Genomic DNA, 12,424 nt, shown 5'->3' on the forward strand with positions numbered 1-12,424 from the left:
CATGCACGGATCGCGGTGCTGGCGCATGCTGGGCGCAGGGGAGACTGCGGTGCAGGGCGTTCAAAGAAATTGGGATTAAAAAGGCCGCCAGCGCATATTCCACTAGGGCATTGTGCTATTTAATTAATAGCAAATGGAATTCAGCGCCCGGCCTCGGGCCAGAGGTACAGCAGCCCGGCCGTCATGGCCAGGTAGCGCCCGAACTTGCCCACCGCCATGTAGGCCACGCAGGGCCAGAAGGGAAGCTTGAGCCAGCCGGCCACGGCGCACAGCGGGTCGCCTACGACGGGCAGCCAGCTCAGCAGGCAGGCCTTGGGGCCGAAGCGCTGCAGCCAGGCGAGGGCGCGGGGATTGGAGTGCTCGCCCCGGGCGCGGTCCACGGCCTTGTGCGCGCCCAGGCCCATCCACCAACTGAGGGCGCCGCCCAGCGTGTTGCCTGCGGTGGCCACCAGCACGGCGGGCCAGAAGAGTTCCGGGTTGAGCTTGATGAGGCCGAACACCGCGGGCTCGGAGCCCAGCGGCAGCAGCGTGGCGGAGATGAACGACACCATGAACACCGTGCTGAGGCCGTACTGGGGCAGCGCCAGCAGGTCCATGAGGTGGTTCATCCAGATTTCCATAACTGGGGCGCAGTTTAGGGGACGCCGGCAAGCCTTCGCTGTCGGACAGGCGCTTGGGCTCCGCTACGATCGCGCCGCGGTGCGGTGCGGCCCGCCGGTGGGCCGCCGCCGCACACCCATACAAGAGGAGGTTCCCCACCATGCAATGGTTCGATGTTTCTGTCCCGGCCGTGCGCCGGGCCCTGGTCGTGGGCGCGCTCGGCCTGGCCTGCTGGCTGGCCGGTGCGGCGCAGGCCGCTGTCCTGCACCTGGAGGGACCGGGCGGTGCCCGGCAGGTCGATACCGAAACGCTGCTGCGCCACCCCGAGGCGCGCGACATCGACGTGCCCGCGGACGTGGCCTACCACCGGCCCATGCGCTACCGCGCCGTGCCCCTGGCCGCCGTGCTGAACGGCCTGGGCCTGGGCGCAGGCGACGTGCTGGAGGCGGTGGCGCTCGATGGCTTCGTCGCCCAGTTGCCCGGCGCGCTGGTGCTGCGCCCGGGGCGGGGCCAGGCCTGGCTGGCGGTCGAGCCGGCCGGTGCGCCCTGGCCCGCGCTGCCGGGCAAGGCCTCGGGCCCCGGGCCGTTCTACATCGTTTGGCCGGTGGCCGACGGCGTGCTCAGCGAGCAGTGGCCCTATGCCGTGGCCCGGCTGCACGTGCGCGAGGCCCCGGAAAAGCGCTGGCCCCGGATCGGCGTGGCGCCCCAGTTGCCCGTGGGCGATGCGCGCCGGCGCGGCCAGGCGATCTTCGTGGCGCAGTGCTTCGTCTGCCACACCATGAACGGCGGCGGCGAGGCGCGCTTGGGCCCCGACCTGAACCTGCCGATGAGCCCCGTGGAGTACTTCCAGCCGCAGGCGCTGCGCCAGCTGGTGCGCAACCCGGCCAGCGTGCGCCAGTGGCCCGGGCAGTCGATGCCCGGCTTCGCGCCGGACCGGCTCAGCGACAGCGATCTGGACGATCTGGTGAGCTACCTGCAGCACATGGCCCGCGAGCGCCGCGGGGCGCGCTGAGAAAACGTGCGGCGGGCCGCCGATGGGGGGGCGGTGGCGGCGCCGCGCGCACTTTTCATTTGCTGAAATTTTGAGCAGCTACAATCCTGCCTCCTTTTTCAGCACGCGCTGCCTCCCCCTCCCATGCACATCGGCCACATTCCTTTGGCGAACCGCCTGCTCGTCGCCCCGATGGCGGGCGTCACGGACCGGCCGTTCCGCCAGCTGTGCAAGGCGCTGGGGGCGGGCTACGCGGTGAGCGAGATGGTCACCTCGCGCAAGGACCTGTGGGACAGCCTCAAGACCTCGCGCCGGGCCAACCACGAGGGCGAGCCCGGCCCCATCGCCGTGCAGATCGCCGGCACCGACGCGCAGATGATGGCCGAGGCCGCGCTCTACAACGTGGACCGGGGCGCGCAGATCATCGACATCAACATGGGCTGCCCGGCCAAGAAGGTCTGCAACAAATGGGCGGGCTCCGCCCTGATGCAGAACGAGGCCCTGGCCCTGGAAATCGCCGAGGCCGTCGTCGGGGCGTGCGCCCCGCGCAACGTGCCCGTCACGCTCAAGATGCGCACCGGCTGGAGCCAGGAGCACAAGAACGCCGTGGCCCTGGCCCGGGCGTTCGAGGGCGTGGGCATCCAGATGCTGACGGTGCACGGCCGCACGCGAGAGCAGGGCTACAAAGGCCAGGCCGAATACGACACCATCGCCGCCGTGAAGGCTGCGGTGCGCGTGCCGGTGGTGGCCAACGGCGACATCACCTCGCCCGAGAAGGCGCGCGAGGTGCTGGCCGCCACGGGCGCCGACGCGATCATGATCGGGCGCGCGGCGCAGGGCCGGCCGTGGATCTTCCGCGAGATCGGCCACTACCTCGCCACGGGCGAGCACCTGGCGCCGCCGCTGGTGGCCGAGGTGCGGCGCCTGCTGCTGGACCACCTGCAGGACCACTATCGCCTCTACGGCGAGTTCACCGGCATGCGCAGCGCGCGCAAGCACATCGCCTGGTACGTACGGGCCCTGCCCGGCGGCGAGGCGTTCAGGCAACACATCAACACCATCGAGGACTGCTCCGAACAGTGGCACGCGGTGGCCCACTATCTGGATGCGATCGGGCAACGGATGGACCGGCTGCCCCCCGCGCACACCGAGGACGCAGACCCCAGCGAAAAACAGGAAGACCTGGCGGCATGAGCAAGAAACACATCGAAGAGTGCGTGCGGGAGAGCCTGCAGGGCTACTTTCGCGACTTAGGGGGCGAGACGCCGGACGGCATGTACGACATGCTGGTGCGGGTGGTCGAGAAGCCCCTGCTGGAAGTGGTCATGAGCCACGCCGACAACAACCAGTCCCGCGCGGCCGAATGGCTGGGACTGAACCGCAACACCTTGCGCAAGAAGCTGGTGGAGCACAAGCTGCTGTAATTCAGTTGCTATAAATTTAATAGCGTAATGCCCTAGTGGATATTGTGCTGAAGCCCGATTTCAATCAAACCCCACCCCCTGCCATGAACGCACTTCTCTCCGTCTCCGACAAGACCGGCATCGTTGAATTCGCCCAGGCCCTGCACGCGCTGGGCATCCGGCTGCTGTCCACCGGCGGCACCGCCCAACTGCTGGCCAAGGCCGGCCTGCCCGTGACCGAAGTGGCCGAGGTCACGCAGTTCCCCGAAATGCTGGACGGCCGCGTGAAGACGCTGCACCCGAAGGTGCACGGCGGCCTGCTGGCGCGCCGCGAGCTGCCCGAGCACATGGCCGCGCTGGCCGCGCACGGCATCGACACCATCGACCTGCTGGTGGTCAACCTCTACCCCTTCGAGGCCACGGTGGCCAAGGCCGGCTGCACGCTGGCCGACGCGATCGAGAACATCGACATCGGCGGGCCCGCCATGGTGCGCAGCGCTGCCAAGAACTGGAAGGACGTGGGCGTGGTGACCGACGCCGCGCAGTACGAGAGCGTGCTGGGCGAGCTGAAGGCGTCGGGCAAGTTGTCGGATGCATTGCGCTTCGGCCTGTCGGTCGCCGCGTTCAACCGCATCGCGCAGTACGACGCGGCCATCAGCGACTACCTCTCGTCCGTCACGTTCGAGGCCGAGAAGCTGGCCGAGGACTACGTGCCCGCCCGTACCGCCTTCCCCGGCCAGAGCAACGGCATCTTCACCAAGGTGCAGGACCTGCGCTACGGCGAGAATGGCCACCAGCAGGCCGCGCTGTACCGCGACCTGTACCCCGCACCCGGCTCCATCGTCACCGGCGTGCAGCTGCAGGGCAAGGAACTCTCGTACAACAACATCGCCGACGCCGACGCCGCCTGGGAATGCGTCAAGAGCTTCGACGTGCCGGCCTGCGTGATCGTCAAGCACGCCAACCCGTGCGGCGTGGCCGTGGGGCTCGATGCCCTGGGCGCCTACGGCAAGGCGTTCCAGACCGATCCCACCAGCGCGTTCGGCGGCATCATCGCCTTCAATCGCCCGGTGGACGGCGCGGCGGCGCAGCAGATCGCCAAGCAGTTCGTGGAGGTGCTGATGGCGCCCGACTTCACGGCCGAGGCGCTGGAGGTCTTCAAGGCCAAGGCCAACGTGCGGCTGCTCAAGATCGCGCTGCCCCCGGCGCTGGACGCGGCGGAATACGCGCTGGGCAGCAACACGCCCTGGCACCGCGGCCGCAATGCGGTGGACGCCAAGCGCATCGGCTCGGGCATGCTGCTGCAGTCGGCCGACAACCATGAGTTGTCGATGATCGACATCAAGGTCGTCACGAAAAAGCAGCCCACGCTGGAAGAGATGGAAGACCTGCTGTTCGCCTGGAAGGTCGCCAAGTACGTCAAGAGCAACGCCATCGTGTTCTGCAAGGGCGGCATGACGATGGGCGTGGGCGCCGGCCAGATGAGCCGCCTGGACTCGGCGCGCATCGCCAGCATCAAGGCGCAGCACGCCAACCTGTCGCTGGCCGGCACGGTGGTGGCGAGCGACGCGTTCTTCCCCTTCCGCGACGGCCTGGACGTGGTGGTGGACGCGGGCGCGACCTGCGTCATCCAGCCTGGTGGCAGCATGCGCGACCAGGAAGTGATCGACGCTGCCGACGAGCGCGGCGTGGCCATGGTGTTCAGCGGCGTGCGCCACTTCCGCCACTGAGCCGGTCGGCAGAAACCTCCCCCAAGCGCGAAGGCCCTGCCAACGCGGGAAAGGCAGACCCTGCCTTCCTGCGCTGGCAGGGCCTTCGCCGTTGTGGCGCGTCAGGTCACCCGACGGTCTGGACGGACTGGCGCACGCTGCCGGCGCCATGGACCTTGCTGGGGTCGCCCGCCATCACGTTCACCGGCGTCTTGCCGCCGTCCACATCGGTGTTCGAGATATTGACGGTGGAGTGCTTGGAGTCGAAGCGGAAGGTGAAGGCCTTGAGGTTCTGCAGCGTCGAATCGGAGATGTCCACGTTCGCCGTGATCGGGTAGCCGCCGCGCGTGACCGCCAGCTGGCCGATGTTGTCGGCGTAGATGCCCTGGAGCTTCAGGTTCACGTCGCCGTTGATCTGGATCGCCTTGTCGTGGCTGTTCTGGAACGACGAGTTCGTGATCTCCACCTGGGCCGGGCCGCTCGGAAGGTCCTTCGCCGAGATGCCGGCGCGCTGGGCGTCGACCGCCTTGTTCTCCGCGCCATCCACGGTGACGAAGTCGTCCCCGGTCTGCAGGCCGTGCACGTTGTCCAGCTTGGCATCGCCCAGCAGGTGGATGCCGTCCCCGCCCTTGAACTGCAGGTTCTTGATCGATGCGCCCGGCTCGAGGATGAACATCGGCAACTGCGTTTCGGCGGTGCCGCCGCCGTTCAGCCCGGCGCCGGCGTTGAACAGCTTGCCTTGCCCGTCGTAGGTCGTGCCCGCCTTCACGATGATGGGCTTGTTCACCTCTTCCACGCCCGTGGGCTCGGCGACCTTCATGTTCGCCGGCGGCTTGGTGACGGCTGAATTCGTCGCTGGGGCTGAGGCCGGTGTGGGGGCTGCCGACGGCGCGGTCGCCGGTGCCTTGCCGCCCGAACCCACCTCCGTGGGGGGCGGCGGTGCAGGCGTCGGCGATGGCTTGGGCGCGTTCGTGATCGTGGACGGGTCGGGCGTGGGCGCCGCTGCCGTCGGCGCCGGGGCTTGCGTGGGCGTGGGCGCCGGTGTGGCCGCACCGGGGGACGGTGCCGGCGACGGTCCCGAAGAAGGCGCGGCGGCGGGCGAGGGCGAGGCAGATGGGGCTGGAGATGGTGCCGGCGAAGGGGACGGCGACCCGCCGCCTGAGCCGCCGGATGAACCGGACCCCTGCTGGCCGGTCAAGTCCTTGATCAGCTTTTCCAGGAACCCCTTGAGCAGGGACTCGATGGCTTTCTGCAGCGTCTGGCTGTCGGTGCCCGAGGCGGAGGACGGGGAATTTCCGGACTGGACCTGGGCCTTGCGGTGGGTGTTCCAGGCACTGAAGGAAGAAAGAAGGTCGATGGGGCTCATGGGTGCTCGCGATCCCGGCGGAACGGGCCGTCGGTCAAAATGCCACGCAACATGCGTGGCTTCGCGAACACTGTGCGCCGCGCGCCTGCTTTGCAGGGCGGCCGCGCGAAGCGGCGCCGCACCACCCGAAGCGCCGTGGGTGGGCAGTGATTGACCCGCGGGCAGGTTCGGTCCCTAGCGGGCGGCGAGCGTGCGGAACACGTCGCGCGCGATCGCCACGGTTTCGTCGATGTCCTGCGCGGTGTGCGCGCTGCTCACGAAGCCGGCTTCATACAGCGCTGGGGCGATGTACACGCCGCGGTCCAGCAAGCCATGGAACAGCGTGTTGAACCGCGCGCCGTCCGTCGCCATCACCGTGGGGTAGTTCTGCGGCAGTTCGGGCAGCAGGAAGAAGCCGAACATGCCGCCTTCGCTGTCGGCGCTGAACGGCACGCCTTCTGCCTGGGCCGCCTGGGCCAGGCCTTCGACCAGCGATCGGGTGCGTGCGCCCAGCGCGTCGTAGAAGCCCGGCCGGGCGATCTCGCGCAGCGTGGCTAGGCCGCAGGCCGTCGCCACGGGGTTGCCCGACAGTGTGCCGGCCTGGTACACGGGCCCGAGCGGCGCCAGGTGCTCCATGATCGCGCGCGGCCCGCCGAACGCCGCCAGCGGCATGCCGCCGCCGATCACCTTGCCCAGCACCGTGAGGTCGGGCTGGAAGCCGGGAATGCTCCGGGCGTACAGGCTTTGGGCGCTGCCCAGCGCCACGCGGAAACCGGTCATGACCTCATCGAACACCAGCAGCGCACCGTACTGCGTGCACAGCTCGCGGCAGCGCTGCATGAACGGCACGCTGGCGCGCACGAAGTTCATGTTGCCGGCGATCGGCTCGATCATCAGGCAGGCCAGATCCCGGCCATGCAGGGCGAAGGCCTCCTCCAGCTGCGCGATGTCGTTGTATTCGAGCACCAGGGTGTGCTGCACCACCTCGGGCGGCACGCCCGCGCTCGTGGCGTGGCCGAAGGTGGCCAGGCCCGAGCCGGCCTTCACCAGCAGTGCATCGGCATGGCCGTGGTAACAGCCGTTGAACTTGATGATCTTGCTGCGGCCCGTGGCGCCGCGCGCCAGGCGGATGGCGCTCATGCCGGCCTCGGTGCCCGAGCTGACGAGGCGGATCATCTCCATCGAGGGCACGTGCGCGATGATGGCCTCGGCCAGTTCGACCTCGCGCTCGGTCGGGGCGCCGAAGCTGAAGCCCTCGACCGCCGCCTTCTGCACCGCCTCGAGCACGGCCGGGTGGCCGTGGCCCAGGATCATCGGCCCCCAGGAGCCGATGTAGTCGATGAACCGCTGGCCGTTGGCGTCCCAGAAGTAGGCGCCTTGCGCACGCTGCACGAAGCGCGGCGTGCCGCCCACGGCCTTGAAGGCCCGCACGGGCGAATTGACGCCGCCGGGGATGAGCGCCTTGGCGCGTTCGAACAGGGAGAGGTTGAGGTCAGTGCTGGGTGTCATGGGGTGGCATCACGAAGCCGTCGATGGCGGTGGGGTCGGGGGTGGGCTCGCCGTCTTCGTCATCCTCGTCATCGTCGGGCTGCGCCCAGAACATGCGGTCGGGGATGATGTGGCCCATGCCCGGGCGAAAGCCGGCGTCCAGGCAGCGGTCCAGGTAGGCGAGCGCCTCGCTGGTGGCCTCGCCCAGGTCGTTGCCGCTGGCCACCAGCGCCGTCAGGGCGGCCGAGAGCGTGTCGCCGGCACCGGCGAAGGTGGCCTCGAACAGTTCGAACTTGCCGCTGCCCAGCACCGTTTGCGGCGAGGCGAGCACGTTCTCCACGAACTGCTCGGGCGCGGGAATGCCGGTCACCAGTACATAGGGCACGCCCAGTTCGGACGCGGCCATGGCCAGGTCGCGCGCGGAGGGCTTTTTCTCGCTGGTCCAGTCCGGCAGCAGCCAGCGCCACAGGGTGCTGTGGTTTCCTACCAACAGCGAGACCTGGGGCAGCAGCAGTTCCTGAAAGGCGTCCAGGTACTGGTCGATGAGGTCGTCCCGCCACCAGGACAGATTGGGCATGTAGGCGATCACGGGCACGTCGTCGTAGTCGGACGCGATGGACGCGATGGCGCTCAGGTTCTCGGGGCTGCCCGCGAAGCCCACCTTGATGGCCTGCACGGTGAGGTCCTCCAGCACGGTGCGGGCCTGCTCGGCCACCGCCTCGTCGTCGAAGGCGTAGTGGTCGAAGATCTCAGCCGTGTCGCGGATGTAGGCGCCCGTGGCCACCGCGATCGGGTGGCCGCCCACGGAGGCGATGGTGGCGATGTCCGCCGTCAGCCCTCCGGCCCCGCTCGGGTCGTTGGCGTTGAACACCATCACGCAGGCGGGGGTGGCGCCGTCGTCGTCGGCTTCATCGGGGGATGGGGAGAGGTCTGGGGGGAGGGGGGAATCTGTGGTCATGGCGCCGCACCAGCGTAACGGTTGGCACGGAAACTGCCTTCCCGTTGAGATGCTTGGATACAATCGTTGCATTCTATGTGAAGGCCATTTAAGCTGTGACGGACCCTAAAACCTGGATGTGCTTGATTTGCGGTTGGATATATGACGAGGCAACAGGTTCTCCTGAGCACGGAATAGCGCCCAATACGCCGTGGGATCAAGTGCCCATGAATTGGACCTGTCCGGAGTGTGGCGCTCGCAAGGAAGACTTCGAAATGGTCCAGATCTGAGGCGCGGCTCCTGCCAGCGTTGTTATTTCCCCTTCAGGAGCGGTGACGAAATTGACTACAACAGGCGCATCCTTCAAGGTGCTCGTCGTGGATGACAGCAATACCATCCGCCGCAGCGCAGAAATCTTCCTCAAGCAGGGTGGCCACGAAGTGCTGCTCGCCGACGATGGCTTCGATGCCTTGGCCAAGGTCAACGACTACCAGCCCCAGTTGATCTTCTGCGACATCCTGATGCCCAAGCTGGACGGCTATCAGACCTGCGCCATCATCAAGCGCAACGCGCGCTTTGCCGACACGCCCGTCGTGATGCTCTCCTCCAAGGACGGCGTTTTCGACAAGGCGCGTGGACGCATGGTGGGGTGCCAGGAATATCTCACCAAACCATTTACCAAAGACCAGCTGCTGAAAGCAGTTCAGCAGTTCGGTAATGCCCAACAAGGAGCGATGTAATGCCTATCCAGAAAGTACTGGTCGTTGACGACTCGAAGACCGAGTTGATGTTTCTGACCGACTTGCTGCAAAAAAAGGGCATGCAGGTCCGCACCGCGGAAAATGCCGAAGAAGCCTTCCGCCGCCTCGCGGAAGAAAAGCCCGACCTGATCCTCATGGACGTCGTGATGCCGGGCCAGAACGGCTTTCAGCTCACGCGTGCCATCACCCGCGATCCCCAGTTCGCTGACGTGCCGATCATCATGTGCACCAGCAAGAATCAGGAAACCGACCGGGTGTGGGGCATGCGCCAGGGCGCTCGCGGCTACATCACCAAGCCGGTGGATCCTGCCGAGCTGCAAGCCAAGATCGACGCACTAAACTAAAAGCGCCCGGACCGTCCATGGCCAACCGTGAAGCGCTGAGAGAGCTCCAGACCCGCCTTGCAGCCCGCCTGCAGGCGGCGCGGGGCGAGGGTGTGTCTGTTTCGTCCTGGCTGGCCGTCGAGTCGGCGGGGCGCCGTTTCCTGCTGCCGCTGGGCCAGTCGGGAGAGATCTTTCCCTGGGCGGGCGTGCAAGCCGTGCCCTATACCCATGCCTGGTTCCTCGGGGTGGCCAACCTGCGCGGCTCGCTGATCGGCGTGGTCGATCTGGCAGGTCTGCTCGGTTTGCCGTCCAACCGCACCGAGCAGGCGCTGGCCGATGCCAGCCTGCTGGCTTTCAATGCGGTGCTCGATGTGAACGCCGCGCTGCTGGTCGATCGCCTGGCCGGCCTGCGCGGCACGGAAGCCTTCGTTTCCTCCGAGCCCCCCGCCGAAGACGCGCCCCCGTTCTACGGCACCACGTATCTGGATTCCCAGGGAGTCCAATGGCAGGAGCTCAACCTGCAAGCCCTGTCCCAACACCCCGCTTTCCTCAGCATCAGTGCTTGAGTTTTTCTGTAAGGCCGCACCATGTCCGTCGTCAACCCATTTGCAAAAATGTTCAACCGCAAGCCCGCCGAGCCGGATGCCAACCCAGGGCTTTCGGGAGCGGATGCCGGACTGGATCCGTTGACGTCCGATGCGTCCTCGCTGCGTGACTCCTACCAGGCGGACGCCATGAACAGCGTGCAGGGTGACCCTTCTGCGATCTCGCAGTTCGCAGAGGGCGAAGTCGCCGACGAAGACCTGATCTCGCTGCCCCTGCTGGGCCGAGCCACGGCCGCCAGCCACCAGCGCCGCCTGCTGATGCTGCTGGCCATCGGCGTGATCGTGCTGGCGGCGATCGCCGGCTGGGTGCTGCAGCAGGCCGACCGTTCCGCACAGCAGCTGGCCGCGACCGGCCAGTCGCTGATGCAGTCGCAACGCCTGGCCAAATCCGTTTCGCAGGCGCTGGTGGGCAGCCCACAGGCCTTTCCGGACGTGATGGAAAGCTCGGGCTCGCTGGCACGCGACGTGCGCGCATTGAACAGCGGCGACAACGAGCGCAACGTGCAGGCGCTGGGCGAGACGTTCAAGCCCGACCTGGAAGCCGTGACGCCGCTGATGGAGCGCGCCGAGCGCAACGCCAGCGTGGTGATGGGCCAGCAGAAGATCCTGACGCAGGTGGGCGACGCGCTTCGCACCATCAACCGCCAGTCGTCCGACCTGCTGGAAATCGCCGAAACGATCTCCTCGCTCAAGCTGCAGCAGAATGCCCCGGCCGCTGAAATCTCCGCCGCCGGCCAACTGGTGATGCTGACCCAGCGCATCGGCAAGTCCGCCAACGAATTCCAGACCACCGAAGGCGTGAGCCCCGAGGCCGTGTTCCTGCTGGGCAAGGACTTGAACTCGTTCAAGGAAATCGCCCAGGGCATGCTGGACGGCAGCGCCGACCTGCGCCTGGCCGCCACCCGGGACGCGCAGACCCGCGAGCAACTGGAAAGCCTGATCAAGCTCTACGAACAGACGCGTTCGCAAGCCAGCGCCATTCTGGGCAACCTGCAAGGCCTGGTTTCCGCCCGTGAAGCGCAGTCCGCCATCATTGCCGACAGCGAACCGCTGCGTCGCCAGCTGGAAGGCCTGCAGACCAAGCTGTCGTCCCAGACGGGCCTGGGTGCCGGCCAGTTCGCTGCGCTGGCCATCGCCGGCCTGTTCGTGCTGTTGTGCGGTATCGGCATCTCGCGCGTCCAGCTGATGGACAGCCGTTCGCGCCAGGCCTCTGCCGAATCGCAGCAAAAAGACGCCCGCCGCCAGGAGCAGGAAGCCAAGCGCGTGAACGACGCCAACCAGGCCGCCATTTTGCGTTTGATGAACGAACTGCAGTCGGTCGCCGAAGGCGATCTGACGCAGGAAGCCACCGTGACGGAAGACATCACCGGCGCCATCGCCGACTCGGTGAACTACACGGTGGAAGAGTTGCGCCAGCTGGTGGGCAGCGTGCAGAACACGGCCACCCGCGTGGCACAGACGACGTCCCAGGTGGACAGCACCTCGACCGAGCTGCTGGCCGCTTCGACCGAGCAGCTGCGCGAAATTCGCGAAACCGGCCGCTCGGTGCTCGACATGGCGAGCCGAATCAACGAAGTGTCCACGCAAGCGCAGGAATCCGCCTCGGTGGCGCGCCAGTCGCTGCAAGCGGCCGACTCCGGCCTGCAGGCCGTGCAGAACGCCATCGGCGGTATGAATTCCATCCGCGACCAGATCCAGGACACCTCCAAGCGGATCAAGCGCCTGGGCGAATCGTCGCAGGAGATCGGCGAAATCACCGAGCTGATTTCCGACATTACCGAGCAGACGAACGTGCTGGCACTGAACGCCGCCATCCAGGCCGCATCGGCCGGTGAAGCCGGTCGCGGCTTCTCGGTGGTGGCGGAAGAAGTGCAGCGGCTGGCCGAGCGCTCCGCCGATGCCACACGCCAGATCTCGGCGCTGGTGAAGGCCATTCAGACCGATACCCAGGATGCCGTGGCCGCCATGGAGCGTTCCACGCAGGGTGTGGTGGAAGGGGCCCGACTGTCCGACAGTGCCGGTACGGCCCTGACCGAGATCGATCGCGTGTCGCGCCGCCTGGCCGACCTGATCGAGCAGATTTCGTCCTCCACGTCCCGCGAAGCCGAACTGGCCAACGAAGTGGCCGACAACATTCAGCACATTTTTGCGGTGACGGAACAGACCGGCGAGGGCACCCGCACGACGGCCCAGCAGGTGCGCGAACTGTCGCACATGGCTGAAGAGCTGCGCCAGTCGGTTGCACGTTTCAAGATCGCCTGA

General features: G+C 67.2%; 13 protein-coding genes. 9 read left to right on the plus strand and 4 right to left on the minus strand.

What is annotated here, in order from left to right; translation table 11 throughout:
* Positions 1 to 140 precede the first annotated feature (140 nt).
* Positions 141 to 620, minus strand: a complete 480-nt coding sequence (locus AVTE2539_RS00955; RefSeq protein ID WP_372588224.1) for a YqaA family protein — start codon at positions 618 to 620, stop codon at positions 141 to 143.
* 140 nt (positions 621 to 760) lie between these two features.
* On the opposite strand from AVTE2539_RS00955, the gene AVTE2539_RS00960 reads away from it, so the two are divergent.
* From AVTE2539_RS00960 to purH, 4 genes are all read left to right on the plus strand, one after another.
* Positions 761 to 1,612 carry a cytochrome c gene (locus AVTE2539_RS00960; protein WP_284408045.1) on the plus strand — a complete coding sequence of 284 codons (852 nt, stop codon included), beginning with the start codon at positions 761 to 763 and terminating at the stop codon, positions 1,610 to 1,612.
* Positions 1,613 to 1,735: 123 nt separating this feature from the next.
* Entirely contained in the window at positions 1,736 to 2,785 is a 1,050-nt protein-coding gene (dusB, locus tag AVTE2539_RS00965) for a tRNA dihydrouridine synthase DusB (protein ID WP_284408046.1), read from the plus strand.
* A complete protein-coding gene (locus tag AVTE2539_RS00970; RefSeq protein WP_005799570.1) occupies positions 2,782 to 3,015 on the plus strand; it encodes a Fis family transcriptional regulator in 234 nt (77 codons plus the stop codon). The genes dusB and AVTE2539_RS00970 overlap by 4 nt, the downstream gene beginning before the upstream one ends.
* Before the next feature lie 83 nt (positions 3,016 to 3,098).
* Positions 3,099 to 4,724 (plus strand): bifunctional phosphoribosylaminoimidazolecarboxamide formyltransferase/IMP cyclohydrolase, encoded by a 1,626-nt coding sequence (purH, locus tag AVTE2539_RS00975; RefSeq protein WP_284408047.1) that lies wholly within the window; start codon positions 3,099 to 3,101, stop codon positions 4,722 to 4,724.
* A gap of 106 nt (positions 4,725 to 4,830) precedes the next feature.
* Here the strand turns inward: purH and AVTE2539_RS00980 are convergent, their stop codons facing one another.
* From AVTE2539_RS00980 to thiD, 3 genes are all read right to left on the minus strand, one after another.
* Positions 4,831 to 6,069, minus strand: coding sequence for a pectate lyase (locus AVTE2539_RS00980; protein ID WP_284408048.1), 1,239 nt, complete (start codon positions 6,067 to 6,069; stop codon positions 4,831 to 4,833).
* Between the two features lie 174 nt (positions 6,070 to 6,243).
* A complete protein-coding gene (gene hemL / locus AVTE2539_RS00985) occupies positions 6,244 to 7,557 on the minus strand; it encodes a glutamate-1-semialdehyde 2,1-aminomutase (protein ID WP_272567360.1) in 1,314 nt (437 codons plus the stop codon).
* On the minus strand, positions 7,541 to 8,494 hold the full coding sequence (gene thiD / locus AVTE2539_RS00990) for a bifunctional hydroxymethylpyrimidine kinase/phosphomethylpyrimidine kinase (protein ID WP_272567362.1): 954 nt from the start codon (positions 8,492 to 8,494) through the stop codon (positions 7,541 to 7,543). The genes hemL and thiD overlap by 17 nt, the downstream gene beginning before the upstream one ends.
* A 95-nt stretch (positions 8,495 to 8,589) precedes the next feature.
* Here thiD and AVTE2539_RS00995 point away from each other — a divergent pair, with 95 nt between their 5' ends.
* Genes AVTE2539_RS00995 through AVTE2539_RS01015 form a run of 5 tightly spaced genes read left to right on the plus strand, consistent with a single transcriptional unit; the run spans position 8,590 to position 12,424 of the window.
* The gene (locus AVTE2539_RS00995; protein WP_272567365.1) at positions 8,590 to 8,763 is read left to right on the plus strand and encodes a rubredoxin; all 174 of its coding nucleotides are present in this window, start codon (positions 8,590 to 8,592) and stop codon (positions 8,761 to 8,763) included.
* A 51-nt stretch (positions 8,764 to 8,814) separates the two neighbouring features.
* On the plus strand, positions 8,815 to 9,213 hold the full coding sequence (locus AVTE2539_RS01000; RefSeq protein ID WP_092741676.1) for a response regulator: 399 nt from the start codon (positions 8,815 to 8,817) through the stop codon (positions 9,211 to 9,213).
* A complete protein-coding gene (locus AVTE2539_RS01005; protein ID WP_092741674.1) occupies positions 9,213 to 9,578 on the plus strand; it encodes a response regulator in 366 nt (121 codons plus the stop codon). The genes AVTE2539_RS01000 and AVTE2539_RS01005 overlap by 1 nt, the downstream gene beginning before the upstream one ends.
* A gap of 17 nt (positions 9,579 to 9,595) precedes the next feature.
* Positions 9,596 to 10,123: a chemotaxis protein CheW gene (locus AVTE2539_RS01010; RefSeq protein ID WP_272567367.1), complete on the plus strand. Its 528-nt coding sequence runs from the start codon at positions 9,596 to 9,598 to the stop codon at positions 10,121 to 10,123.
* A gap of 21 nt (positions 10,124 to 10,144) precedes the next feature.
* The gene (locus AVTE2539_RS01015; RefSeq protein WP_284393221.1) at positions 10,145 to 12,424 is read left to right on the plus strand and encodes a methyl-accepting chemotaxis protein; all 2,280 of its coding nucleotides are present in this window, start codon (positions 10,145 to 10,147) and stop codon (positions 12,422 to 12,424) included.

The organism is Acidovorax sp. SUPP2539 (assembly GCF_030158975.1).
Classification (GTDB): Bacteria; Pseudomonadota; Gammaproteobacteria; order Burkholderiales; family Burkholderiaceae_C; genus Paracidovorax.

Coding starts and splice junctions, on each gene's coding strand:
- AVTE2539_RS00970 (WP_005799570.1), top strand. CDS start 2,782: ATGAGCAAGAAACACATCGAAGAGTGCGTGCGGGAGAGCCTGCAGGGC.
- thiD (WP_272567362.1), bottom strand. CDS start 8,494: ATGACCACAGATTCCCCCCTCCCCCCAGACCTCTCCCCATCCCCCGAT.
- AVTE2539_RS01010 (WP_272567367.1), top strand. CDS start 9,596: ATGGCCAACCGTGAAGCGCTGAGAGAGCTCCAGACCCGCCTTGCAGCC.
- hemL (WP_272567360.1), bottom strand. CDS start 7,557: ATGACACCCAGCACTGACCTCAACCTCTCCCTGTTCGAACGCGCCAAG.
- AVTE2539_RS00980 (WP_284408048.1), bottom strand. CDS start 6,069: ATGAGCCCCATCGACCTTCTTTCTTCCTTCAGTGCCTGGAACACCCAC.
- AVTE2539_RS00960 (WP_284408045.1), top strand. CDS start 761: ATGCAATGGTTCGATGTTTCTGTCCCGGCCGTGCGCCGGGCCCTGGTC.
- purH (WP_284408047.1), top strand. CDS start 3,099: ATGAACGCACTTCTCTCCGTCTCCGACAAGACCGGCATCGTTGAATTC.
- AVTE2539_RS01005 (WP_092741674.1), top strand. CDS start 9,213: ATGCCTATCCAGAAAGTACTGGTCGTTGACGACTCGAAGACCGAGTTG.
- dusB (WP_284408046.1), top strand. CDS start 1,736: ATGCACATCGGCCACATTCCTTTGGCGAACCGCCTGCTCGTCGCCCCG.
- AVTE2539_RS01015 (WP_284393221.1), top strand. CDS start 10,145: ATGTCCGTCGTCAACCCATTTGCAAAAATGTTCAACCGCAAGCCCGCC.
- AVTE2539_RS00955 (WP_372588224.1), bottom strand. CDS start 620: ATGGAAATCTGGATGAACCACCTCATGGACCTGCTGGCGCTGCCCCAG.